The sequence below is a fragment of the Paraburkholderia terricola genome (assembly GCF_900142195.1).
Taxonomy (GTDB): domain Bacteria; phylum Pseudomonadota; class Gammaproteobacteria; order Burkholderiales; family Burkholderiaceae; genus Paraburkholderia; species Paraburkholderia terricola.
The window spans coordinates 22,074-45,352 of record NZ_FRAB01000048.1 but is presented as its reverse complement, the minus strand read 5'-3'; the positions used below and the strand labels follow the sequence as shown (position 1 = coordinate 45,352).

Here is a 23,279-nt window from a genome sequence, read left to right as displayed (position 1 = left end):
ATCCACGCCGCACGCGCCGGTCTGAACGGGCGCTCGATTTTCCATGAGCCCTGGTGGCTGGATATCGCGACCGGGGGCAACTGGAAGCTGGCGTCGGTTCATGACCGTGGTCAACTGGTCGCCGAAATGCCGTACACCGTGACACGCAAGGGCATCTGGCGCCTCTCGACCTTGCCCCCGCTAACGCGCACGCTCGGTCCCGTGATTCCGGCAGCGAAAGGCACGGGCGACGATGACTGGCGTCATTGCTTCGGTGCAACGCAAGCCCTGGTCGAGCAGTTGCCGGAGTGCGCGCTGTTTCACCAGCGGTTCGATCCGTACGTCTCGGATGCCATGGGATTTGCGTTGCTGGGCTTCGAGGTCGCCGTAAGCTATACGATGCGGATCGAGCCCGGCAGGGCCGAGCCGGACGTATGGGCCGGACTTCGTCCGAATACCCGCAATCTGGTTCGCCGTGCCGGCGAACAGCACACCGTTCGTCAGATAACGGACGCGAACCTGTTCGTCAGCTTCTACGATGCCAATCTGACGCGCCGGAATCGGGACAACGTCTACGGCACGCACGTCATGAAGCAACTCGTCGATGCCTTCATCTCGAGGGGCTCGGGTATGGTGCTTGGCGCCTACCAGGCGGACGGCAGTTTGTGCTCCGCCATCGCGGTGATATGGGATCAGCACACAATGTATTACCTGCTGTCGTCGAGAAAAGAAGATGCCCATGGCGGTGTTATCGGTCTGTTGTTATGGAACGCCATGCGCAATGCCCGGGAAAGAAGTCTCACTTTCGATTTCGACGGCATTTCCAATGTCGGCATTCTCAAGTTCCTCAGCGGTTTCGGGGGAACCCTCGTCCCGCGGCTCGAAGTCGAGCGGGCGAGTGCGGACTATGCTGCGATGCGAAGCATCCTGCATCTGGGGCGATGCGTATCACGTTCGGTACGCCAGCGCGTGAGGCGACAGGAGCGTGGCGAGTAATGACTATTGCGACAACGCGAACACCTTCCTGAACATCGGAACTCGGAAGCGTACGTTGGTCTGGTTAGCATCAGGGGGCCCAGCCGAAGCGGCTCGATCTGCCAAAGCGCACGGTGGCGGACAGGCCCAGTTCTTCTCTCACCAACCCTGTTCATCCCCGATATCGCTCGCGGTCTCCTCGGGAAACATGTTGGTCATCGTGACAAGCAGGACACTGAAGGCAACGTCGCTCGCCGCATGCCGAACAGGAAGTCGTCGGCATAACACAGGCGGGTGTCCATCAGCACCGCGCGCAGCTTCCAATCCTCAAGCATCAGACCCTGGTTCTCGATGGTCTCGGTGGCCACGGCGACAAACTCTTTCAGTCTCAGCAGCAAGGCGACCGAATCTACCGAAATCGGCGTGGGCAACAACCACGCTTTCAGCGTCGACTGCGCTGGTCGGGCGCTTCTGGCGCCATCACCCGCGCTGTCGCTCGTCTCGTGCGGTCGGCGTGTGGTCATTGGCGGCATTCCCCGCAGGCGGTTTCGTTCGATCGGTCTTCGTTTTTATAGGCTTTCTCAAGGTTCGCTTTCGAAAATTCCGCCGCTCAATTCTACATCAGTGCGCAAATGCGACAGAAAACTAACAAGCGTTGAGCGTGAAATTTGATAATCCGGTGTACTACTATTTGCTCCGCGTCAAAGATGGAGAAGATCTCTAAAGCGGGGAGGTATCGCTATAAGCATTGAATAATCCCCCGCTGGAATCGTCTCCGCAGTAATAATCCTGTGCGTACGCCCAATAAACAACTCTTTGATGTTGAAAATGCGACGAACAAAGGTGTTTCGCGATCTTACTCCGCTCTGATGCCAACAAAATTCATATCCCAAATTCTTCAATATGAAAATCGATTCAGTACTTCCTTCCGTAAAGGCACTTTCATGTTGCTCCAATACTATAAGTGGCCAGTGCTTCGTTATCGTCCTTAAGCCGCCTTGAAGTACCCTTGGTTCGAAGCCCTCAACGTCAATTTTGATAAAACAGGGGCCTTCATCGCGATAGTCAAGATCATCAAGCCTGACAATCTGCACATCGACGTAGTCCGTGCTGGATTTGCTTTCGACCTGATCAGCGACAATAGTGGAGGCGCCCATGTTCTTCGGTACTTCTAACAGCCTGAAAGTCCCCTTATGATCTCCTAGCCCGATGTTGTATGCGGTGATCTTCTTGCGAAAACTCACGTTGAACTTGAGCAAATAAAAAGTCGATGGATCTGGCTCAAAGGATTGAACCGCGTTAAATATCCTGGAGAAGTAGAGGCTGTGATTGCCGACATTGGCACCGATGTCTAGCGCCATGCCTGCACGAAAAACATCACGTAGAGGCTCTAGGAAATTGAAAAGTGCGTCAAGCTCCTCCTGCTCGTAAACCCCGAAAGCATGGATAAATCCGCCTATATGTTCATTCGCAAAGACGGCCATCTTATGGCCTCGTGCCTGAAGATGATCGTCCGCTATCCTATTAAGCCAATGAAACGACAATCGGGTTATTACATAGCTAAAATTCCTCGTGGTAACACGCTTCGCCAGTATCTTTTTCCGAAAAATCGGTTCAAAACGTGGCCCAGCACGGGAATCGACGGTCATTTTCCTCTTCACCTATTGATGGTTGAGCGCATCGCATTCTTCTGCTAACTTATAGATACCCGACAGAGATTGCGACGTCCGGGACCGTGTATAATATACGCGCAGTCAACCTAACCGCGACGAGATCAAAAACGGCGTCCCTGTCCAACAGGAACGCTAAGATATGCCCCGACGCCCATACTTGCATCCGTCGCTGTCATAACAGCCATTATATTGGTAGTATTCAGACGACCTTCGCCACTCGATCAATCGCTGAACCGCAACTTGCTCAATGTTAGCCATCGGCTCGGCGAATTATGCGGATGCGGCATAAACACGTGTGGTATTGGCCGAAAACAGTGAACCTTAAAGGGCCCGGAGTTGCCGCGATACCTACTGATTCGCCGCAGCATCGGCCAGTTTCTGCTGGTTTGAAACATTGCGACTTCAGATTGGACGGATCAGGAACAAGCCAAGCGTCGAGATTCTCGCGTTTGATCGGAACGATGCATCGGCAGGCGGTTAAGACCGCACTGGACGCGCAGGGCGGAGCGGCGCGATAGCGCGCCGCAAAAGGCGAGTGGAAATTTTTTCCTAGACCACTGTCGCGGCTGAGTTCCACCGGCTCGCGACCGTACGGGCCTGAACAGGAGGACGTCATGAACACTCCGCGCATTGGACCCATTGGCTTGCCACTGTTCGTCGCCCTGTTCGTTGCGCTCGCGGCTGTGGGGCCTGCCCTCCTTCGGGCATCGGCTGCGTCCGACGAGTTGGCGGCGAGCGATCTGCCCTTGAAGCACATCGCCGATATTCCGTTGCCGGGTGCCGCGACGCGCCTAGACTATGAGAGCTACGACCCCGGACGCAAGCTGCTGTTCATCGCTCACCTGGGCGATGGTGAGGTCATCGTCTTCGATGCGGCTGCGTCGCGTGTCATTGGCCGCATCACAAACGTCGCGTCGGTGCACGGCGTGCTTGCCATTCCCGAGTTGTCGCGCGTCTATGCCTCAGCAACGGGAACGAATGAAATCGTGGCGATCGACGAAGCAACGCTAAAAATCGTCGCGCGCATGCCGGGTGGACGTTATCCGGACGGCATGGCTTATGCCCCCGAGGCGCACAAGCTTTACGTGTCTGACGAGACCGGGGAGACGGAAACCGTCATCGATGTCAGAACGAACACGCGTGTGGCAACGATTCCTCTGGGTGGCGAAGTCGGCAATACGCAATACGATCCGGTTTCCCGGCACATTTTCGTGAACGTGCAATCCCGAAGGCAACTGGTCGAGATCGACCCTGCTACTGACCGGATCGTTGCGCGGATCGGCTTGGCGGGCGCGCAGGGCAACCACGGGTTGCTGATCGAACCGCGGCAACGGCTCGCCTTCATCGCGTGTGAAGGCAATGACAAGCTGCTGGTGCTCGACATGCGCACGATGCGCGTCACTGCATCCTTCGACGCCGGTCAGGGTCCGGATGTCCTGGCCTTCGATCCGCAACTGCATCTGCTCTATGTCGCTGGTGAGGCCGGCATCGTCTCGATGTTCAAGGCCGAAGCGGGCAAAGTGTCGAAGATCGGCAATGGCCGCATCGGACCCAATGCGCATATCGTCGCAGTCGACGGTTCGACGCACCGTGTCTACTTGCCACTCAGGAACGTTCAGGGAAGCCCCACACTGCGGATCATGCAACCACGGGACTGAGGAAAGACCGGGCGGATATCCTCTGCGCCCGTCACGCCACGCCACACGCCGCCGCGCTTAAGGTTTCCTTCAGCTTTGCTCCGTACCATTTGCGCGAATCCTGCCGTCGCGCTCGCCATCCCGCGAGTTCCAGTTTCGACCGAAAACTGAAAACGTCCGTTCAAGGCACGCTGGAGCGTTCATGAAAACCCTGTTCTTGCAGGCGCCGTCGTATGACGGTTTCGATGGTGGCGCGGGTTCGCGCTATCAGGCCAAGCGTGAAGTCCGCTCGTTCTGGTATCCCACGTGGCTCGCGCAACCTGCCGCACTCGTTCCCGATAGCCGTGTACTCGATGCGCCGGCCGACGGCCTGTCCGTCGACGCGAGCCTCGACATCGCGCAGCACTACGACCTGGTGATCATTCACACCAGCACGCCGTCCTTTCCCACCGACGCGCTTTTCGCCGAGGATCTGAAAAAGCGCAAGCCTTCGGTGCTGATCGGCATGGTGGGCGCAAAAGTTGCCGTGGATCCGCACAATTCGCTGACGGCAAGCGATGCGATCGACTTCGTCTGCCGCGAAGAATTCGACTTCACGTGCCAGGAAGTGGCCGCGGGCAAACCGCTTGCGCAGATCAAAGGGCTCAGCTATCGCGCGGCCGACGGCTCGATCGAGCACAACGACGCGCGGCCGATCCTCGAGAACATGGACGAACTGCCGTTCGTCGCGCCTGTCTACAAACGCGATCTGAAGATCGATAACTACTTCATCGGTTATCTGAAGCACCCGTACGTGTCGATCTACACCGGACGCGGCTGTCGCTCGAAGTGCACATTCTGCCTGTGGCCGCAAACGGTCGGCGGCCATCGCTACCGCACGCGCTCGGTCGAGAACGTGCTGGAAGAAGTGAAATGGATTCGCGACAACCTGCCCGAAGTGAAGGAGATCATGTTCGACGACGACACCTTCACCGATTTCAAGCCGCGCGTCGAGGAAATCGCCCGTGGACTCGGCAAGCTCGGCGTAACGTGGTCGTGCAATGCGAAAGCGAACGTACCGTATTCGACGCTGAAAATCATGAAGGAAAACGGCCTGCGTCTTCTGCTGGTCGGCTACGAATCGGGCGACGATCAGATCCTGCTGAACATCAAGAAAGGTCTGCGCACCGACATCGCGCGCCGCTTCAGCGAAGATTGCCGCAAGCTCGGCATCAAGATTCACGGCACGTTCATTCTAGGCTTGCCCGGCGAGACGCAGCAGACGATCCAGAAGACCATCGAATACGCGAAGGAAATCAATCCGCACACTATTCAGGTATCGCTCGCGGCGCCGTATCCAGGCACGACGCTCTATAACCAGGCGGTTGAAAACGGCTGGCTCGAAGAGAACAAGGTCATCAACCTCGTCAGCAAGGAAGGCGTACAACTCGCGGCAATCGGCTATCCGCATCTGTCGCGTGACGAGATCTATCACCAGCTCGAAAATTTCTACAAGCGCTTCTATTTCCGCCCGTCGAAAATATGGGAAATCCTGCGTGAAATGCTCACGAGCTGGGACATGATGAAACGGCGCTTGCGTGAAGGCGTCGAATTCTTCCGCTTCCTGCGCGCTCACGAGGCGTGAGCGGTGCGCACTGGCTCGCCGCCGTGCCCGCCTATGCATGCGGCGCGTGCGCGGTGTTCGGCATCGGCTACACGATGCTCGCGAGCGTGCTGATCGGGCGGTTCTTCGCGCGAGCAGCGACCGAGCCGGGCAGTTTTCCGCCGGTTACGATCGTCAAGCCGCTGCATGGTGACGAGTGGGCGCTGCTCGGTAATCTGGACAGCTTCTGCAAGCAGAACTATGCCGGTCCCGTGCAGTTCGTCTTCGGTGTGCACGATACGGCGGACCCGGCATTGGAGGCCGTCGACGAACTACGGCGCTTGCATCCGGACGCGGACATCACCGTTGTCGCCGACGCGCGCCTGCACGGCCCGAACCGCAAGATCAGCAACATCATCAATATGCTGCCGCAAGCGCGGCATGACGTGCTCATCTTCGCCGATAGCGACGTGAGTGTCGGTCCCGATTATCTGCGCAATATCGTCGGCGAGCTGGAGAGTCCGGGGGTGGGGCTGGTGACCTGCGTGTACCGCGGGCGGCCCGACCCCGGCTTCTGGCCGCGTTTGTCGGCGAAGGCGACCAACTATCAGTTTCTGCCCGGTGTCGTCACCGGACTCGCGCTCGGTCTCGCACGGCCGTGCTTTGGACAGACGATTGCGATGCGGCGCCGCACACTGGAACGGATCGGCGGTCTCATGCCGTTCGTGTGGCATCTCGCGGAAGACCATGCGATAGGCGAAGCGGTGCGCGCAACGGGCGAGACAGTGGCGATTTCTCCATTCACGATCGCGCATGCGTGCTCGGAGACCAACGCGGCACAACTGTTTTCGCACGAGCTCCGCTGGAGCCGTACTATTCGCCGCGTCGATCCGCTCGGCCATCTGGGCTCCGCGCTGATGTATCCGCTTGCACTTGCCTTGCTCGCGGTGGCGTTCTCAGACGGCGCGTGGTGGACGTGGCTTGTCGCGGTGCTCGCCGTCTGCGCGCGTTTCGCGCTGAAGCGTTCCGTCGACCGCGCCCTGCGGCAGGCGCACGGCGGACTATGGCTGCTGCCGTTATGGGATATTGTCTCCTTTGCGATATTCGTCGCGAGCTTCTGGTCCTCGCGCGTCATGTGGCGTGGCTTCAGCTTCAGGGTGGATGGCGACGGCCTGCTGTCGGCCGCGCCGGACGAATGACGACGAACAGAAAGTGAGTGCAGTAATGATCCGCGTTTTCCTCGATTCGAAGCTTGAACGGCAATCCGCGCGTGCGACGCGCTTGCACAGGGCGCCCGCATGATGAAGCATCTCGGCCGCGTGGCCGCGCTGGCGGGTCTGCTCGCGTCGCTATGGCTCGTCTGGCAGGACAACCCCGGCGCGGTGCTCGGCGCGTTGCGGGCAGCCGGGGCCGGGCTCGTGCTCGCGGCGCTTGCGCACGTGCTGCCGATGATTGCCAACGCGTCAGGCTGGCGTTCACTGATTCGCGGCGCGAACCGGCCGGGCATCCTGAACATGCTGCATCTCGTTTGGGTGCGCGAATCGGTGAATAGCATGCTGCCGGTAGCGCGCATCGGCGGCGAAGTGGTGTCGTTTCGCATGCTCAAGCGCTGGCGCGTGCGGCCCTCGACGGCGGTGGGCAGCATCATCGCCGACATGCAGCTTACCGTGATCAGCCAGTTGCTGTTCACGATGGTGGGCATCGGCTTTCTGTTCGCGCATGCGCATTCCGGCACGCTGAGGCTCGCCGGGCAACTCGCGTGGGGCGTAGTCGTGCTGACGCCGCTCCTCGTCCTGTTCGCGCTGGTCCAGCATGCCAATCCCTTCGAGCGCATGACGCGCGTGCTCGACCACATGACGAGCGGCCAGCTTGCCGCGCTAGTCGGGCAGTCGGCGCAAATCGATCAGGCGATCAAGCTGATCTGGCGGCGCCGCGGCGTGGTGCTGCGCTATCTGTTCTTCTGGCAGCCGTTGCAGTGCTTTCTGACTTCGCTGGAAATCTGGCTTGCGCTGCATTTTCTCGGCGCCCAGGTCACGCTGGTCGAAGCCGTGGTGATCGAGTCGTTGATTCAGGCCGTCAGCAGCGCGGCCTTCTTCGTGCCGGGCGGCCTGGGCGTGCAGGAGGGCGGCTTCATTCTGATCGGCGGCGCATTGGGCCTCGATCCGTCGACGTGTCTCGCCCTGGCGGGCGCGCGGCGGATTCGCGACCTGCTCATGTTCGTGCCGGGGCTGATTGCCTGGCAGTTCGTGGAGGCGTCCAGGCGCGCTCCGGGTCAGGATGCGGCGCGGCGTTCGAGCCGTCGCTCGCGGCAGGCGCAGCTCGCGGAAGGCGGCGTGATCGCGAGTGAAACGAACCGCCGCTAGGCAACCGGCTGCAACCGCTCGTCGGGGACGGCCGTATAAGCGGGAAACGACACCTCGACCGCGAGTCCGCGCCCGTCGATGCCACGGCCGAAATGCACGCGTCCGCCAAAATGCTCGGCGATGCGCGCGACAATCGACAATCCGAGGCCGCTGCCGGTTGCCTGATTGCCGGTCGCGCGGAAAAAACGGTTCGCGAGGCGAGCGAGGTCGGCTGGCGCAACGCCGGGACCGTCGTCGCGCACGCTCACCACAACGCGCCCCTGCACGGCGTCTTTCGTCGGGTCTTTCACAGTCCGCACGGCGATCTCGATGCTGCCGCCCTCGCATCCGTACTTGATCGCGTTATCCAGAAGATTGTCGAACAGGATGCCGATGAGCACCGGTTCGGCGTCTATCGCGGCACGCATATCGCAGTTCAGCGTAACGTGCAGGTTCTTTTGCTGCGCGTTGCGCTCGTTCGCGATCCATGCATTTCTCGCGGCCTCGCCGGGCGCGAGCGGCGCTGTCGACATTTTCTCGTGCATGTCCAGGCGTGCGAGCAACAGCAACTGCTCCGCGAGCCGTGCGCTGCGATCCACACCTTGAACGACGCGCTCCATGGCGAGCCGCTGCCGCGCCGCATCGGGCTCGGCCAGCGCGACTTGCGCCTGAACCTTGATCGCGGCGAGCGGCGTTTTCAGTTCGTGGGCCGCGTCGGCGGTGAAGGCGCGTTCGCGTTCGAGTGAGTGCAGGAGGCGCGACAGCAGGAGGTTGATCGCATCGACGAGCGGCCGTACCTCGGTGGGCACATGACCGATATCGACTGGTTCCAGGCGGTTGATGCCGCGTGAACGGATCGCGCCCGAGAGCATCCGCAGCGGCGCAAGGCTCCAGCCGATGGAGGACCATACCAGTAGCGCGAGCACCGGCAACGCAATCAGCGCCGGACGCGCGATGCGGCTCGCCACGCCGCTCACCAGATCGCTGCGCGTATTGGCCTGCTCGAAAACGCGCACCGTGTGGCCCAAGGCAGTGTCGCGCAGCGTGAACGAGTGATACATCTCGCCGTTCAGCACCACGTCTTGCGTGCCGGTGACGCTCGGCACCGGCAGATCCCATGCGTTGAGCGCGCGCAATGGCGGGCTGCCCGCGATCACCTCGCCGTTGGGGGCGCGCACCTGGAACAGCGCGTCGCGCGGAAGCGAGTCGTCGTCGTCGCTATCGTTCGCGCTCGTCGCGCCGCCTCTTTCTTCCTCGCGAACGTCGATGTGGGCGTTGGCGAGCGTGGCGAGATTCGACTGATCGAGCAGTGCGAGCATCTGCGCGAGTTCGGCAAGGCGGGCCTCTTCCCACTGAGCGACTTCGCGCGAGGCCTGACGATAGCTCGACGCGAGTGCGATGGCCCAGACGAGCGCAATGCTGGCAAGCACGAGCAGCATCAGACGCCGGCGAATGGATGCGCCCATTTACTCTTTCTCCACGACATAGCCGATATTGCGCACGGTCCGAATCAGCTTCGCGCCGAGCTTCTTGCGCAGGTTCGATACATGCACTTCGATTGCATTGCTTTCGATTTCTTCCTGCCATCCGTAAAGGCTTTCTTCCAGACGCGCGCGCGACTGGGGAATTCCCTGATTGGTGATCAATTGCAACAGGATTGCCCACTCGCGCGCGGTCAGCGACACGCGCGTGCCGGACAGTTCGACCGATTGCGCCGACGGATTGACCGTCAGATCGCGATAGCGGATCACTTCGACACTGCGGCCTTGCGCGCGCCGCAGTAAGGCCCGGCAACGGGCGATCAGCTCGGCCAGGTCGAAGGGCTTGCCGAGGTAATCGTCCGCGCCTGCCTCCAGACCACCGACGCGGTCGGCCACCGTGCCGCGCGCGGTCAGCACCAGCACCGGCATGTCCTTGCCGGCGTCGCGCAGCCGCTTGAGCAGGTCCATGCCCGACACACGCGGCAAGCCCAGGTCGAGTAGAAGCAGTTCGTAGCTGGTGGTGTCGAGCGCAAGACTGGCCTTGTGGCCATCACGCGCCCAGTCGACGGTGAAACCGGCCTGGCGCAGACCCGCTTCGATACCGCAGCCGATCAGGTCGTCGTCTTCTACGAGGAGCACACGCATGGGGTAGAAATTCCGTTGGATGTTTTGACGGGGCGGCGGCACGCATGGCCGACGCGCGCGAACCCATAACGCCGAAGTCTAGCCACGTTGTTCACGGGTCGTTTCATGGCGGGTTTGCTTAAGGTTTCCTTCAGCTTGGCTCGATACTATCGCCCATCGACAGCATACAGTCGTGTTAGTGACATGAGCGCGCAGTATCGTATATCGCTGATAGCTCGTTGAAGCTCGATCATAAGCGCGTCGATGGAACGCACGACGTTCGCGTTGGCCGTCCTCCTCGCGCTGACGCTCGCGGCGAACCGCCGCCGTCAATTGCTCGCGCGGACCCCGCGATGCTTTCATCAGGTCAGAGACGAAGCCATGAAGCCATTCACCGTCGATATGCTGCGAGCTCACCTGATGGTGGCTTCGCTCACCGCTCTCGCCGCCGATGTGCTTGCCTGCGTGACGGTGCTCGTCCTGCCGGAAGCGCACCATCTGTTCGTTTCCGCGGCTTTCCGCCTGATCGCGCTCGCCGTCATGGCGAGCGGCGTGATCGTCACACGCCAGTTTGCTCAGGCCGCGTTCGAGCATGCGGTCGAAGGCCGTCATGCGAACGCGGCCGGCTTTCACGCGCGACCTGTCAGGATCGCGCCGGGTTGCCCGCGGCTGCGGCTCGTCATTCTCCATCTACGCCTGACGGGTAAACCGTTCGTATTGGGCAGTCACTGACGGAATCCGCCGATGGCTGCGCACACATTGACCGTATGCCAATGGGTTCTGCTCACTGGCTGCGTCGGCGCATCGCTGTACGCAATGGCGGCGGTGCTGGCGATGCCGTTCTTCACGCTGCGCTGCGGCGCACCGTCCCGTTTCGCTCATCTTGCGCGAAGCGTTCGCGCAGCCGATACCACCAACCTCACGCACGGCGCGAGCATCGACGCGGCGGACGCATGTTCTGTCTATCCGTTCGTGCAGATGGGCGTGAGCGTGCTCAAGCCGCTTTGCGGCGCTGAGCCGCGTCTTTACGAAAATCTGCGGACGTTTTGCGAGCAGCGTCACGGGCATTTTCAACTCGTGCTGGGTGTGTCTTCTCCCGACGATCCCGCGGTTGCCGTCGCGCGCCGTTTGCAGGCCGCGTATCCGGCGCTCGATATCGAGCTCGCTATCGATCCGCGCGTGCACGGCAGCAATCTCAAGGTCAGCAACCTGATCAATATGGCGGAGCACGCGCGTCACGGTGTGTTTGTCATCGCCGATAGCGACATTGCCGTGGAGGCCGACTATCTCGACAGCGTGGCCGCGCCGCTTGCGGATCCGTGGGTGGGCGCCGTCACCTGTCTTTATGTGGCGCAGGGTTTGGGCGGCTTCTGGCAGCGCGTGGGTGCGCTCTTCGTCAACGAATGGTTTGCGCCTTCGGTGCGCGTCGCACATATGGCCGGCTCGCGCCGCTTCGGCTTCGGCGCCACACTCGCTTTGCGGCGCGCGACGCTCGAACGCATCGGAGGATTCGAGGCCCTGAAAGATTGCCTCGCCGACGATTACTGGCTTGCCGAACACGTGCGTGCGCTGGGATTGCAAACGGTGCTCTCGCGCGTCATGGTCGCCACCGACGTGATCGAGCCGACGTTTGCCGCGCTCTGGCAACGCGAAACGCGCTGGTTGCGCACGATACGTTCGGTGAATCCGCTCGGCTTTGCATTTCTGTTCATCACGTTTCCGACGCCCTGGCTCATCACGGGCATGTGGCTCACGAACGTGCTGACGACAGGTGCGAACAGTGGTCCGCTGCGCTGGCCGGTGCTCGTCAGCGCAGCGAGTACGGCTGCGGGGCTGGCCGCGCGCGTGCTGCTTCATGCGCGCGCCGCGCGCCATGAGCGTGCATTCCGCCACCCGTCCCCGACTTCGTTCTGGCGCGATCTGCCGCTGGTGCCGTTGCGCGACACGCTGCTGCTGTTCCAATGGATCGCCGGCGCTTTCGGTTCGCACGTGATGTGGCGTGGCGCGCGCGTGCCGGTCGAAAGCTCGACTTCGACGGCGCATGCAAAGCCGCTGCGCGTGATGGAGGCGTCCGATGGCCGCTAGGCCGCGCGCCCTGATCGTGACCGCCGACGACTTCGGCCGGCATTCACGGGTGAATCAGGCGGTCGAACGGGCGCATCGCGACGGCGTGCTGACGGCCGCGAGCCTGATGGTCGGTGCGCCCGCCGCAAGCGACGCGGTGAAGCGAGCCCGCGCTCTGCCGCAGTTGCGCATCGGCTTGCATCTCGTGCTCGCCGATGGCGATGCGGTCACCCCGCGCGCCGGCATCCCCGCCTTGCTCGACGAGCATGGGCGCTTCGGCGGCAATATGGTGCGCGACGGCGTGCGGTTTTTCTTTCTGCCGCATGTGCGCAAGCAGCTTGCCCGCGAAATTCGCGCGCAGTTCGAGGCGTTCGCCAGAACCGGACTCGCGCTCGATCATGTCAACACGCACAAGCATTTCCATCTGCATCCGACAGTGCTCGGCTTGATCCTTGAAATCGGCCGCGAATTCGGCATGAAGGCGATGCGTTTGCCGTTCGAGGCCAATGCGCCGCTATGGCTGAGACCATGGATCTCGAGCGTGAAGTGGCGGCTCGACGGCGCGGGCATTCTTCACAATGATTATGTCGTCGGCATTGCCGGCAGCGGTCGCATGGACGAAGCGGCGTGGCTGGCGGCGCTTGCTTCGCTGCCTGAGGGCGTGGCGGAGATTTACTGTCATCCTGCCGTTGCGGGAGAGTGCGTATTGAGTGACGGCATGCGCGACTATCGGCATGCGGACGAATTGGAGGCGCTGCTGTCGCCGAACGTCGCCCGCTCGATTCGAGGACTCGGCGCAAGGCTGGGCGGATTCGCCGATGTGTTGAACCGGTAGCGGCGCGGTTATCCGCTACCGCTTGATCTTGAGGTAAGCGCGACTGATCGCGGGCCGCGTATGGATCCAGAGCCGCGAGGCGAGCCATGACGCGGGCCGGTCGCGCACCTCGAGCCGGGTAATCGAGCGGACGGCATTGTCGTCCCTTTGCGGATAATTCGAGCCCGTCTCGCAGGTGTAGAGATGCCGGAAACCCGCCTGAACGGCGACTCGCCGGTAGTCATCGTCATAAAAGCCCTGGGGCCAGCACAGATGATCGGACACCGCGCCAAGCCGTGCTTTCAAGGTCGTGCGCGCGTCGCTGAGATCGCGCGCGAGTGCGGCGCACTTGTCGTCCGCTGTGGCCGACACCTGGTCCCATCGCACGTGGCGATGCGTATGGCTGTGAAACTCGAAGGTTCCGGCCTCGCGCATCGCATGGATCTCGGACCATCGGAGAATCGCGCGATCGGCTTCGCCGAGTTCGATCGCAATTTCGCCGTCGCGATGATTGAGTAGCCGAGGCAACGTGGCATCCGAGCGCGCATGTGGGCGCGCGGGTCCATCGCCTATCCAGCTCGTCACCAGAAAGCACAATGCGGTGAAACCGTGCGCTTGCAGAACCGGATGGGCATGCACCCAGTTGTCCAGATAGCCGTCGTCGAACGTTAAAACGACGGACCTCCCCGGTATCGGCTCTCCTGCCAGATAAGCCGATAGCCGCTCGCTGCCGACCGTTGTGTAACCCGCGTTGGCGAGATGCGCCATTTGCTCCGCGAAGTGCTCGGGCGATACCGTGATCATACCCGGCGACGTGCTGATATGGTGGTACATCAGCACGGGTAACGCCTTGGCGAAGGTCATGCGGCGGCCCGCCACGGGTCACAGACCCTGCGCGCGCGATCGATGCCGCGCCGGTAAAAATCCACGGTCTCGCTCGCCATGCTTTCCACCGTGAAATTGCCATCAGTCTTGATGCGCGCGGCCAGTCCGAAGCGCGCGCGCAATGGCGCGTCGTCTATCAGGCGCATGAGCGCGCCGCGCAATGCATCGACGTCTTGCGCGGGCACCAGCAAGCCGTTCACGCCGGAGTCGATCAGCTCGGGCACACCGTCGACATGCGTGCCGATCACCGGCAGACCCATCGCCATTGCTTCGATGAATGCCTGTCCGAGCGCTTCCTGATGGGTTGGCAATACGAAGAGATCGCAGCCGCGCAGCACGTTGTTGATGTCGTTGCGGAAGCCCAGCAAATGAATGCGATGGGTTAACCCGAAATCGTCGATCATCGACTTGAGCCTGTCGAATTCGCCGCCGCTGCCAGCCATCACCACGTGAAGATGCGGCCGGTCGGCCATGATTGGCCGCACCGCCGCGATCAGATCTTCGTGGCCCTTCTTGCCGCGCAGCATGGCCACGATTCCCGCGATGACCGCGCTCGAATCGAGTCCAAGTTCGTCGCGCAGCGTGGAGTGCGCGAGTGGCTCCGGTTTGACGATGCCATCGTAAATCGTTTCCACGCGACTTTCCGGCACACCGGCCGAAATCAGATACTTGCGCACGAAATGACTTACCGCGACGACCCGATGCGGGATCCAGTTATACGTAGCCAGCGACGTGATGGGTAGCGCCAGGTGGCGCGTCCGAACGATGAGCGGCGTTCGCGCAAGACGGCCCGCCATCCCGGCGACGAGGCTGTCATGGCCGCTGTGCGTATTCAGCACGTCAAAGCGGCGCTTGTCGAGAACCGACCGGATCGTGAGCATCGAGCGCATGTCGGCGCCGCCGCGCATGCGCGCGTGATGGACCGTAAAACCCTCGGCGTGCGAGCGGATGCCAAGTGTCGCGTCGTCGGGGCAGACCAGTTCCACGTTATGACCGAGCGCACGGAGCGCGATCATTTCCTTCAACGTACGGACTTCCTGGCCGCCCCAACCTCGCGATGACTCGCTATGGAGAACACCTAATGCTTTCATGCGCTGACTGTCCCCTGGCAACCTTTCTATCGACGGAGTCGTGACGTGACATTTCGTGAAATTAAATCCGGCGCGATCCGTTCTGAGCCAAGGAATTGGCTTGAGCGGCCGCGGCGTTAGCCGTCGCCGACCGGGCGTGGAGTCTCACGCGTTAACGTCCCTGCGGTGGTAACCGTTGACAAATTGTTACAAAATATTTCGCGTTTTGCCGGTGCTTTCTGAAGGCGTCGCAGCCGGCAGGACGCGTGTCGAAAGACGGTCTGCGTCATCGAGCAACGTTCACACCGTGAAGTGAATCCGATAACGGCTCGGGTTCGATCGCTAGGCACCCGGTGCGGCGATATTCACGGCCTTTATGACCATTGCTTGCGAGAACATGGCGGCGCTAGGGCCCCCTTGAGACCGTGATCGCCTTGAAGTTGCGCACGGCTGAAGCAGCAGCCGTTTTTTCGCGCCGATGCAGGTCGTCAGCGAGGAGTTCTTGGAAAAGCGTGGTTTCCTTGACGCCGTACAGCCGGAGGAATTCTTCAAGGGTATCGGTGATGGCTCGCTGCTCGGATTCAGCCGTCAGCATGCTGGCAATATGGGAGCATCCCCGAGCCAGTTCCAGCATGTAAATCATGCGCGCAGTCGTCATGGCACTTCCTCTCGTTCTCCTTTGCATCGTTGTTTCGACCGTCGGCATCAGCGCAACTTACTTCTCGTCCCGCCCGGCTTGACCCAATTGATTCTAGCTGGCGGTGCTGAAGGAAACCTTAAGCAGGGACTGTGAGCGGCTACAACTCTGGCCGTTCACTTCTTCGAGCCACCGTCTGACAAATCCCCGTGTTCGCCAGCGTTCCACAATGCGTACTTCGGACGGTCTTGCTGTCATGGAAATCCCCTATGAAAAACGGCTTCTGGTGTAAGTCGGCAGAAGGATTTCCTTCCCTAGAATCGCCTCATCGATGCAGCCGGGCGGCATTGCGCCGCGACGGACAATTACGGAGACGATCGATGACCTCGGGCTTTTGCTCGTGCCGTAGCATTTACTGCACGTCTGCCATTAGGCCTCCTTCTCAATAGTCGAGCGCATCGCCGCGGGCATGGCGACAGCCGACGGTGCCGGCGTTGCGCAAGCCCGGTGCCGTAAAGGTGCTCGTCGACATGCGCTCGCTGGAAGGCACCAACGCGTTGTGGGACGGCAACCACTCGTTGCCGAGCCTCAGGTTTTCGTGGCGCCGCTCGAAGGATCGGGGGAAACGATGAAGCTGCTGCTGGTGGAGGACAACGCGGAACTTGCGCACTGGGTCGCGAACCTGCTGCGCAATGAAAATTTCACGGTCGACATTGTGCTCGACGGTGAGCGCGCGGACTTGGTATTGATGACGCAACGCTATGACGTAGTGGTGCTCGACATCCGGTTACCTGGCATGGACGGAACGAACGTGCTCGCACGGTTGCGTCGTCGTGGCGACACCGTGCCTGTGTTGATGCTGACTGCCAACGGATCGACCGAGGACAAGGTCGACTGTTTCGACGCGGGTGCTGACGACTATGTCGTCAAGCCGTTCGATGCGCGAGAACTGGTGGCACGAATCAAGGGATTGATCCGCAGGCAATCAGGCGCAATGTCGGAGCATTTGACTTGTGGCGACCTGCAATACATCGCCGACACACGCGAATTCCGTCATAACGGCCAACCGCTGATCTTGCGTCGTCGTGAACACACAGTCCTCGAGACGCTGATGCTGAGAAAGGGCAAGACGGTGCCGAAGGCAACCCTCATGGAGACGATGTTCAGTCTTGACGACGAGCCGAGCGCGGATGCCGTCGAGATCTATATCCACCGGTTGCGGCGGCACCTCTACAGGTCGAGCGCACAGATCGTGACCTTGCGAGGGCTTGGCTACATCCTGCGCTGCAAGGACGCACTGTAGATGGTGGCGGTCGCCAAGCGCACCCGTAGCGCAGTTTCAGCAGACGGCAAAAGAAGATTTCAACGTAGTAACCTGAGGAGACGATCTTGAAGAAAGGGTATCTGGCTATCGCAGCCGCGGCGGGAACCGTTGCAGTGACCGGCGCGTACGCACAGTCGAGCGTCCAGCTCTATGGACTCATGGACCTGAGCTTTCCGACTTATCGGACGCATGCCGACGCGAACGGCAATCATGTCATCGGCATGGGCAACGACGGCGAGCCGTGGTTCAGCGGCAGTCGCTGGGGGCTCAAGGGTGCGGAAGACATTGGTGGCGGCACGAAGATCATCTTCCGACTCGAGAGTGAATTCGTCGTCGCCAACGGCCAGATGGAAGATCCGGGCCAGATTTTCGACCGGGACGCATGGGTCGGTATCGAGAACGACACGTTCGGCAAGATTACGGCCGGGTTCCAGAACTCGATCGCCCGCGATGCGGCAGCGATTTACGGCGACCCGTACGGTAGCGCGAGGCTGACGACGGAAGAGGGTGGCTGGACCAACTCGAACAACTTCAAGCAGATGATTTTTTACGCGGCCGGGCCGACCGGCACACGCTATAACAACGGTGTTGCGTGGAAGAAGCTCTTCAGCAATGGCATCTTCGCCAGTGCCGGCTACGCATTCGGCAACTCGACCAGCTTCGGCTCCAACTCGACGTATCAGGCTGCGCTTGGCTACAACGGCGGCCCGTTCAACGTGTCGGGCTTCTATAGCCACGTGAACCGCGCCGGTATCACCAACCAGACGTATTCGGTGGGTGGCAACTACACCTTCGGTATCCTGCGTGCCAACGCGGGTTACTTCCGTTACCTCGGCAATCAGGGCGCGCTCGGCCAGCGCCAGGACAACGCGTGGACCGCGTCGCTCAAACTGTCGCCGAAGGGTGCTTTCGACTACGAACTGGGCTATCAGCAGATGCGTGTGAAGAACGCCGCCTATAACGCCGACGGCGATATTCCGAATGCGAATCTCGGCGCCTTCGACCCGACATCGGGACTGCACAACGGCTTCAAGGAGACGCTGTACGGTTCGGTCTTCTATCACCTGTCCAAGCGTACCGAAGTGTATCTCGCCGGCGACTATATGCGGCTGCACGGTGGCTATACGGTTGGAAGCACCTTCGGCTCGACCAACCAGCTTGAACTGACCACGGGTGTCCGCACCCGTTTCTGAGCCTGGATCTGAGGCTGGAAGGCGCGCCTGCTGGCGAATTCATTGACGAAAACTGCTCCTGGTTGCGGCGACGGACAAATCCGTCGCCGCTTTTTTGTGCGCCCAGCATGGGCGCACTCTTGTGGGTGAAAGTCCCGCCACGAGTTGATCGCATCGAGCGAAGCGCAACTGCGTGAGGATGGCTGGGGGCATCGGCCAATGTTGCGAGACGGGCGGCGGCGGGCGACTGCCGTCGGTTGCGTAACAGCGCAAAGTTGCTCAACTGCGCCCTGGAGGAGCAGGTGGGCGCGCTCAACGATGCGGTCGCCGTGTTGCGGATAGCCGGATCACCCGCGTCTACGGGTGGGCAAAAAGGGACGCAGCGCGGAATGGTTGTCGATCGCGTCCGCGTGACGGGGCACGGGACATTCGCGAGACAGGTAAAGCCATTGCAGCGTAACCTGTCATGCAACTGAAGGTCTAATCCGGGCGGGGCGGTTCACCGGGAGATGCAACATGGACACTCGAGCGAAATTTCGCGAGCCTTCAGCCATTCTGCTCGCGGGCTTGCTTCTCTTCAGCCTCGGTGGATGCGATGCGTTGAGCCGACCGCCGGCACCGGAATGGCCAGGTCCACACGCACCGTATCCTTTTCCGGACGACATTGCGCATCGAATAGAATGACGCCAACGACGCGCCGGGCGCGGTCAGGCCCGCGCCGCATCGGCTTTATCCATGGCGATCGCGTTGGATACAAGGTGCAGTGCTGTCATTTTGAGCAAATGACTGCGGGAAATGACGGAGCACCACCGCACAGAGCAGACAAACATCTTCCCGAAAGGAAGAATGGATTCGGCTCAGGGCTGGCTAAGTATGCTTCGGTAGCCTTTCATTGCGCAAATCCCTGCGTTCTTTTTGAAGAGGCACCATGTACCACTACACCAGACTTTCTCTGCTTGCCATCACCATTGCCGCTACTGGCGTCGGCGCCTACGCCGCCAATGTCGGCACGGAAAACGACGCGATGGCGATCGCCAAGGCCAACATGCCACTCACTCTGGCGGTCAAAATTGCATAGCCGCACGCCAATGGCAAGGCGTCGAGAGCCGAGTACGAAAACTCGAAGCAGGGCGGGATGTATGACGTGGAGATCGCCAGTGGAACCAAAGTCTTCGATGTCAAGGTCGATGCCAACAAGGGATGGATGATCTCATCCGCTGAGGACAAGGTCGACCGCGATGACGGTCACGACAAGCAATACTGATAACCGAACAGTACTGTCGGCTCGCCTGTAACGGGTGATCCGGCCATGGAGACTTCATGGAAGCGGTCAACCAGACACTCTTTCTCTTGATCAATGCGCCAGAGCGGCCGAACATACTTGCGTCGACGCTGGCGATCTTCCTGGCGGAATGGCTCATCTGGGCGGTACCTGTCGCGATCGGCACCGGCTGGCTGCGCGGCAACGGGAAGACCGGGCAAATGATGCTTGTTGCTACCGCATCAGGGTTGGTTGGAATGCTCATCAATCAGATCGTCGGTTTGGTGTGGTCGCACCCCCGGCCTTTCATGATCGGCCTCGGGCACACGTTCATCCCGCATGTTGCTGATTCATCATTCCCAAGCGACCATCTGACGCTGTGGTGGGCCACTGTGTTCAGTGTTCTCATGCAGCAAGGTCCACGAAGAGCGTGGTGCGCGTTGGCTTTGCTGGGAATCTCCATCGCCTGGGCACGCATATACCTGGGCGTTCATTTTCCGTTCGACATGTTAGGGGCCGCCGTGGTTGCCGCGCTCAGTGCATGGCTGACGTTGAATGCCGCTCATTGGTACCTGCCGCCGGTATATCGACTTGCTGTCGGCATGCATCGCATACTTTTCAGCAGGCTGATCAGACTGGGATGGGTTCGCGAATGAAGCAGCCTATGACTGAGCTAAGTCGGCCTGGTTAGGCTTGTCGAATGCCTTCTTCACTTTGCGGAAAAACTGGCTGCTCAAAGTCCGCCGAGGACCCGAAGCCGGAATCTGGACGTCATATGGGATTCGACCGGGGAGGAACTGAGCCCTCGCTCTGACGATGAATTGCACGTTCCCGACAAGGCCATCGACCGCGCGCCGATGCACCGAGTCAGTCCGGTAACGCATGATCGCGCTGTTGAAACTTTCAACAGGCTTCAGAACAACGTGTAATCCACGAATATGCTCCATGAAAACTTCAACAGAACAGGCTCTAACCAAAGTCCCCGAAGTCACGCTGGGCTTCTGGCTCATCAAGGTTGCCGCCACCACGCTTGGCGAAACCGGCGGCGATGCCGTCTCGATGTCCATGAACCTTGGCTATCTGCTCGGTACCGTTATCTTCGCGGCAATCTTCGTCGCCGCTGTGATCTGGCAGATCAAGGCCAGGGAGTTTCATCCCTTCCTTTACTGGGTCACCATCATCGCGACCACTACGGTCGGCACGACGCTCGCTGATTTTGCCGATCGCTCGCTGGGAATCGGATACCTTGGCGGTTCGAGCCTGCTGCTCGCCTTGCTGCTCGGCTCACTGCTCCTCTGGCATCGCACCCTTGGCTCGGTATCGGTGAGTACCGTCAGTTCGCCCAGGGCGGAAGCTTTCTACTGGGTGACGATCATGTTCTCCCAGACATTGGGAACCGCGCTGGGCGACTGGACCGCCGACACAGCCGGCCTGCACTATGCCGGCGCGGCAATCGTGTTCGGCGGACTGCTCGCCATGATTGCGACAGCCTATTACTGGACTCGTGTGTCCCGAACGCTGCTGTTCTGGGCCGCCTTCATCCTGACCCGCCCACTGGGTGCCGTGGTCGGTGACTTGCTGGACAAGCCGCTGAACGCGGGAGGTTTGGCACTGAACCGGTATTCGGCATCCGCCGCGCTTCTTGCCTTCATGCTGACCGGTATCCTGCTGTTCCGGCAACGGGCAGCCAAAGCTGCGCATTGAACAACGAAAAGTGAACGGAGGGGAAATGCGGGTGTTGCTCGTCGAGGACGACCCCATGATCGGCGAAGCGATCCAGAGCGCGCTGAAGGATGCGTCCTATGCGACGGACTGGGTAAAAAGCGGACAGAGCGCGCTGACGACGCTGGGTTGCCAGCACTATGACCTTGTGCTGCTCGACCTTGGTCTGCCTGGCAAGGACGGGCTGGACGTGCTCTCCAGCATTCGTGGCAACGACAATCCGGTTCCCCTGGTGATCATTACGGCGCGCGATGGTCTCGATGACCGTCTGCGTGGTCTGGATGGCGGAGCCGACGATTACGTGCTCAAGCCGTTCGAGATGGCGGAATTGCTAGCGCGTATGCGCGCCGTGCTGCGTCGCAAGGCTGGCAATGCTGCGCCCGTTCTCAGCAACGGCGCGGTATCGCTCGATCCCGTCACCAGAGAGGCCAGCGTCACCGACGGTTCGCCCGTGCAACTGTCAAACCGCGAGTTCTCGCTGCTGCAAGCCTTGCTGGTTCGACCCGGCGCCATCCTGTCTCGCCGCGAGCTGGAGGATCGCATCTACGGATGGGGCGAGGAGGTCGAGAGCAATGCTGTCGAGTACCTGATCCACGCTTTGCGGCGCAAGCTGGGCAGCGAGATCATCAAGAACATCAGGGGCGTGGGATGGATGGTTTCAAAAGGCGGCTGAACGAATCGATTCAGATCAAGCTGTCCCTGACCCTGTCGTTGGTAATTCTGATCGTTGCCGTCGCGGCAGGCGTGTTCTCGTTCCTGTCCGCTTTCGATGAAGCACACGGGTTGCAAGACGACGTACTGCGACAGGTGGCACAGTTGACGGAACGGCAGCATCTGTCGCCCATTCTGCCGGGCGCCGATGTCCGTCGCGAAGATAGCAATGAAGAATCCCGTGTGATCGTCCAGCGCCTTGGTGATGGCAATTCATCAATGGTGAGCGTTGACAACGGCGGACTGCTGCCCCTTCCCACAACGCTGACTGATGGCCTGCATACGCTGGATGTCAATGGCGAGACCTTCCGCGTGCTGGTCAGCACAACTGCGGCTGGCGAGCGCATTGCGGTGGCCCAGGAGTCTGGCTTCCGCAACGAAATTGCGCGCGACGGTGCGTTGCGTACCGTGATGCCCTTCCTGATTCTCGTCCCGGTTCTGTTGCTGATCGTTGCCGACATGGTGCGCAAGATGTTCCGGCCCATTGCCGTGCTTTCCAGGGAAATCGACCAGCGTTCCGAGCAGGAACTGCACCCCATTGAAGACAGCCACCTGCCCGCCGAAGTGCGCCCGTTTGTGGTGGCAATCAATCGGCTACTGGCACGCGTTTCTACCTCGATGGACAGCCAGCGCCGTTTTGTCGCCGACGCGGCCCATGAACTGCGCTCGCCGTTGACGGCCCTGTCGCTGCAAGCCGAACGGTTGGCGGAAGCGGACATGTCCAGCCAGGCGCGTGAGCGATTGACCGCATTGCGGCGGGGCATTGAGCGTGGCAGGAGTTTGCTGGATCAACTCCTTGCGTTGGCAAGGGCGCAATCCGCTTCGGAGTCGCCGAACTCGCTGGTGTCCATTCAGAGCATCTACCGCCGTGTGCTGGAAGACCTCATGCCTCTCGCCGAGGCCAGGCGCATCGACATCGGCGTCGAGGGAGTCCAGGACGCTGAAGTGTGGTGCAGTGAACTTGACATGATGGCCCTGGTCAGGAACCTGGTCGATAACGCCATCCGTTATACCCCCCACGATGGAAGGGTAGACCTGTCTGTTGCCACAGCGGAAGGCCGCGCAACATTGAGAATCCGGGACTCGGGGCCAGGCATTCAAGTCAGCGAACGGGAGCGGGTGTTCGACCCGTTTTATCGCTCTCTCGGAAGCGGGCAGGTCGGTTCTGGTCTGGGCCTTTCCATCGTCAAGGCAATATCGGATCGGATTGGCGCAGAAATTCGGCTTGGGTTTTCCGATGAAACGTTACGTTCAGGGCTGTGTGTCTGCGTTATCGTGCCGTTGAACGAGGGTCGAGCCACGCCGAAGCCGGGTTGACTTCTCCGT

23 protein-coding genes are annotated in these 23,279 nt (G+C 60.7%); 16 read left to right on the top strand and 7 right to left on the bottom strand.

From position 1 onward, the window contains the following. Positions 1-975: GNAT family N-acetyltransferase (locus BUE39_RS28560; RefSeq protein WP_235004988.1), on the top strand; the 975-nt coding region annotated here is incomplete at its 5' end. Positions 976-1,169: 194 nt separating this feature from the next. Here BUE39_RS28560 and BUE39_RS28555 read toward each other — a convergent pair. Then, positions 1,170-1,478 (bottom strand): hypothetical protein, encoded by a 309-nt coding sequence (locus BUE39_RS28555; protein ID WP_073432018.1) that lies wholly within the window; start codon positions 1,476-1,478, stop codon positions 1,170-1,172. Between the two features lie 177 nt (positions 1,479-1,655). Continuing rightward, on the bottom strand, positions 1,656-2,603 hold the full coding sequence (locus BUE39_RS28550) for an FkbM family methyltransferase (protein WP_084561511.1): 948 nt from the start codon (positions 2,601-2,603) through the stop codon (positions 1,656-1,658). A 638-nt stretch (positions 2,604-3,241) separates the two neighbouring features. On the opposite strand from BUE39_RS28550, the gene BUE39_RS28545 reads away from it, so the two are divergent. The 4 genes from BUE39_RS28545 (at position 3,242) to BUE39_RS28530 (ending at position 8,209) form a co-directional block, all read left to right on the top strand. Beyond that, entirely contained in the window at positions 3,242-4,285 is a 1,044-nt protein-coding gene (locus BUE39_RS28545) for a YncE family protein (protein ID WP_073432016.1), read from the top strand. A 181-nt stretch (positions 4,286-4,466) separates the two neighbouring features. Next, positions 4,467-5,888: a hopanoid biosynthesis associated radical SAM protein HpnJ gene (hpnJ, locus tag BUE39_RS28540; RefSeq protein ID WP_073432015.1), complete on the top strand. Its 1,422-nt coding sequence runs from the start codon at positions 4,467-4,469 to the stop codon at positions 5,886-5,888. Then, on the top strand, positions 5,885-7,045 hold the full coding sequence (gene hpnI, locus BUE39_RS28535) for a bacteriohopanetetrol glucosamine biosynthesis glycosyltransferase HpnI (RefSeq protein WP_073432014.1): 1,161 nt from the start codon (positions 5,885-5,887) through the stop codon (positions 7,043-7,045). The genes hpnJ and hpnI (BUE39_RS28535) overlap by 4 nt, the downstream gene beginning before the upstream one ends. 99 nt (positions 7,046-7,144) lie before the next feature. Then, a complete protein-coding gene (locus BUE39_RS28530) occupies positions 7,145-8,209 on the top strand; it encodes a lysylphosphatidylglycerol synthase domain-containing protein (protein WP_073432013.1) in 1,065 nt (354 codons plus the stop codon). Here the strand turns inward: BUE39_RS28530 and BUE39_RS28525 are convergent. Next, complete coding sequence (locus BUE39_RS28525; protein ID WP_073432012.1) at positions 8,206-9,654, bottom strand: ATP-binding protein; 1,449 nt, start codon at positions 9,652-9,654, stop codon at positions 8,206-8,208. The genes BUE39_RS28530 and BUE39_RS28525 overlap by 4 nt on opposite strands. Further along, positions 9,655-10,314: a response regulator gene (locus tag BUE39_RS28520; protein WP_073432011.1), complete on the bottom strand. Its 660-nt coding sequence runs from the start codon at positions 10,312-10,314 to the stop codon at positions 9,655-9,657. It abuts the gene before it with no gap. Positions 10,315-10,674: 360 nt separating this feature from the next. Here BUE39_RS28520 and BUE39_RS28515 point away from each other — a divergent pair, with 360 nt between their 5' ends. From BUE39_RS28515 to hpnK, 3 genes are read left to right on the top strand one after another with little or no spacing between them, the layout of a single operon-like run. After that, positions 10,675-11,025 (top strand): hypothetical protein, encoded by a 351-nt coding sequence (locus BUE39_RS28515; protein ID WP_073432023.1) that lies wholly within the window; start codon positions 10,675-10,677, stop codon positions 11,023-11,025. A gap of 12 nt (positions 11,026-11,037) precedes the next feature. Beyond that, positions 11,038-12,378, top strand: coding sequence for a bacteriohopanetetrol glucosamine biosynthesis glycosyltransferase HpnI (hpnI, locus tag BUE39_RS28510; RefSeq protein ID WP_073432010.1), 1,341 nt, complete (start codon positions 11,038-11,040; stop codon positions 12,376-12,378). Next, positions 12,368-13,192, top strand: coding sequence for a hopanoid biosynthesis-associated protein HpnK (gene hpnK / locus BUE39_RS28505; RefSeq protein ID WP_073432009.1), 825 nt, complete (start codon positions 12,368-12,370; stop codon positions 13,190-13,192). The genes hpnI (BUE39_RS28510) and hpnK overlap by 11 nt, the downstream gene beginning before the upstream one ends. A 15-nt stretch (positions 13,193-13,207) precedes the next feature. On the opposite strand, the gene BUE39_RS28500 is transcribed toward hpnK, so the two are convergent. The 3 genes from BUE39_RS28500 to BUE39_RS28490 form a co-directional block, all read right to left on the bottom strand. Next, on the bottom strand, positions 13,208-14,035 hold the full coding sequence (locus BUE39_RS28500) for a polysaccharide deacetylase family protein (protein WP_073432022.1): 828 nt from the start codon (positions 14,033-14,035) through the stop codon (positions 13,208-13,210). Then, a complete protein-coding gene (locus tag BUE39_RS28495) occupies positions 14,032-15,147 on the bottom strand; it encodes a glycosyltransferase family 4 protein (RefSeq protein ID WP_073432008.1) in 1,116 nt (371 codons plus the stop codon). Before BUE39_RS28495 ends, BUE39_RS28500 begins: the two co-directional genes overlap by 4 nt. A gap of 385 nt (positions 15,148-15,532) precedes the next feature. Beyond that, a complete protein-coding gene (locus tag BUE39_RS28490) occupies positions 15,533-15,784 on the bottom strand; it encodes a hypothetical protein (protein ID WP_235004986.1) in 252 nt (83 codons plus the stop codon). A gap of 607 nt (positions 15,785-16,391) precedes the next feature. Between BUE39_RS28490 and BUE39_RS28485 the strand changes: the two genes are divergently transcribed. From BUE39_RS28485 to BUE39_RS28450, 8 genes are all read left to right on the top strand, one after another. Further along, complete coding sequence (locus tag BUE39_RS28485; RefSeq protein WP_073432007.1) at positions 16,392-17,066, top strand: response regulator; 675 nt, start codon at positions 16,392-16,394, stop codon at positions 17,064-17,066. Positions 17,067-17,149: 83 nt separating this feature from the next. After that, positions 17,150-18,280, top strand: a complete 1,131-nt coding sequence (locus BUE39_RS28480) for a porin (protein WP_235004989.1) — start codon at positions 17,150-17,152, stop codon at positions 18,278-18,280. 907 nt (positions 18,281-19,187) lie between these two features. Next, on the top strand, positions 19,188-19,337 hold the full coding sequence (locus tag BUE39_RS35710; protein ID WP_227470921.1) for a hypothetical protein: 150 nt from the start codon (positions 19,188-19,190) through the stop codon (positions 19,335-19,337). A 57-nt stretch (positions 19,338-19,394) separates the two neighbouring features. Then, positions 19,395-19,523: a hypothetical protein gene (locus tag BUE39_RS35950; protein WP_268802008.1), complete on the top strand. Its 129-nt coding sequence runs from the start codon at positions 19,395-19,397 to the stop codon at positions 19,521-19,523. Positions 19,524-19,579: 56 nt separating this feature from the next. Then, the gene (locus BUE39_RS28470) at positions 19,580-20,176 is read left to right on the top strand and encodes an undecaprenyl-diphosphatase (RefSeq protein WP_073432005.1); all 597 of its coding nucleotides are present in this window, start codon (positions 19,580-19,582) and stop codon (positions 20,174-20,176) included. Positions 20,177-20,465: 289 nt separating this feature from the next. Then, positions 20,466-21,224 carry a COG4705 family protein gene (locus BUE39_RS28460; protein WP_073432003.1) on the top strand — a complete coding sequence of 253 codons (759 nt, stop codon included), beginning with the start codon at positions 20,466-20,468 and terminating at the stop codon, positions 21,222-21,224. Positions 21,225-21,249: 25 nt separating this feature from the next. After that, positions 21,250-21,915 carry a response regulator transcription factor gene (locus BUE39_RS28455; protein WP_073432002.1) on the top strand — a complete coding sequence of 222 codons (666 nt, stop codon included), beginning with the start codon at positions 21,250-21,252 and terminating at the stop codon, positions 21,913-21,915. Beyond that, the gene (locus BUE39_RS28450) at positions 21,891-23,270 is read left to right on the top strand and encodes an ATP-binding protein (RefSeq protein WP_073432001.1); all 1,380 of its coding nucleotides are present in this window, start codon (positions 21,891-21,893) and stop codon (positions 23,268-23,270) included. Before BUE39_RS28455 ends, BUE39_RS28450 begins: the two co-directional genes overlap by 25 nt. Positions 23,271-23,279: the final 9 nt, after the last annotated feature.

Bases quoted from the DNA above. Each gene is read 5' to 3' on its own strand.
- BUE39_RS28555 (WP_073432018.1), bottom strand. From the start codon at position 1,478: ATGACCACACGCCGACCGCACGAGACGAGCGACAGCGCGGGTGATGGC.
- BUE39_RS28550 (WP_084561511.1), bottom strand. From the start codon at position 2,603: ATGACCGTCGATTCCCGTGCTGGGCCACGTTTTGAACCGATTTTTCGG.
- BUE39_RS28545 (WP_073432016.1), top strand. From the start codon at position 3,242: ATGAACACTCCGCGCATTGGACCCATTGGCTTGCCACTGTTCGTCGCC.
- hpnJ (WP_073432015.1), top strand. From the start codon at position 4,467: ATGAAAACCCTGTTCTTGCAGGCGCCGTCGTATGACGGTTTCGATGGT.
- BUE39_RS28530 (WP_073432013.1), top strand. From the start codon at position 7,145: ATGATGAAGCATCTCGGCCGCGTGGCCGCGCTGGCGGGTCTGCTCGCG.
- BUE39_RS28525 (WP_073432012.1), bottom strand. From the start codon at position 9,654: ATGGGCGCATCCATTCGCCGGCGTCTGATGCTGCTCGTGCTTGCCAGC.
- BUE39_RS28520 (WP_073432011.1), bottom strand. From the start codon at position 10,314: ATGCGTGTGCTCCTCGTAGAAGACGACGACCTGATCGGCTGCGGTATC.
- BUE39_RS28515 (WP_073432023.1), top strand. From the start codon at position 10,675: ATGAAGCCATTCACCGTCGATATGCTGCGAGCTCACCTGATGGTGGCT.
- hpnI (WP_073432010.1), top strand. From the start codon at position 11,038: ATGGCTGCGCACACATTGACCGTATGCCAATGGGTTCTGCTCACTGGC.
- hpnK (WP_073432009.1), top strand. From the start codon at position 12,368: ATGGCCGCTAGGCCGCGCGCCCTGATCGTGACCGCCGACGACTTCGGC.
- BUE39_RS28500 (WP_073432022.1), bottom strand. From the start codon at position 14,035: ATGACCTTCGCCAAGGCGTTACCCGTGCTGATGTACCACCATATCAGC.
- BUE39_RS28495 (WP_073432008.1), bottom strand. From the start codon at position 15,147: ATGAAAGCATTAGGTGTTCTCCATAGCGAGTCATCGCGAGGTTGGGGC.
- BUE39_RS28490 (WP_235004986.1), bottom strand. From the start codon at position 15,784: ATGACGACTGCGCGCATGATTTACATGCTGGAACTGGCTCGGGGATGC.
- BUE39_RS28485 (WP_073432007.1), top strand. From the start codon at position 16,392: ATGAAGCTGCTGCTGGTGGAGGACAACGCGGAACTTGCGCACTGGGTC.
- BUE39_RS35710 (WP_227470921.1), top strand. From the start codon at position 19,188: ATGTACCACTACACCAGACTTTCTCTGCTTGCCATCACCATTGCCGCT.
- BUE39_RS35950 (WP_268802008.1), top strand. From the start codon at position 19,395: ATGTATGACGTGGAGATCGCCAGTGGAACCAAAGTCTTCGATGTCAAG.
- BUE39_RS28470 (WP_073432005.1), top strand. From the start codon at position 19,580: ATGGAAGCGGTCAACCAGACACTCTTTCTCTTGATCAATGCGCCAGAG.
- BUE39_RS28460 (WP_073432003.1), top strand. From the start codon at position 20,466: ATGAAAACTTCAACAGAACAGGCTCTAACCAAAGTCCCCGAAGTCACG.
- BUE39_RS28455 (WP_073432002.1), top strand. From the start codon at position 21,250: ATGCGGGTGTTGCTCGTCGAGGACGACCCCATGATCGGCGAAGCGATC.
- BUE39_RS28450 (WP_073432001.1), top strand. From the start codon at position 21,891: ATGGATGGTTTCAAAAGGCGGCTGAACGAATCGATTCAGATCAAGCTG.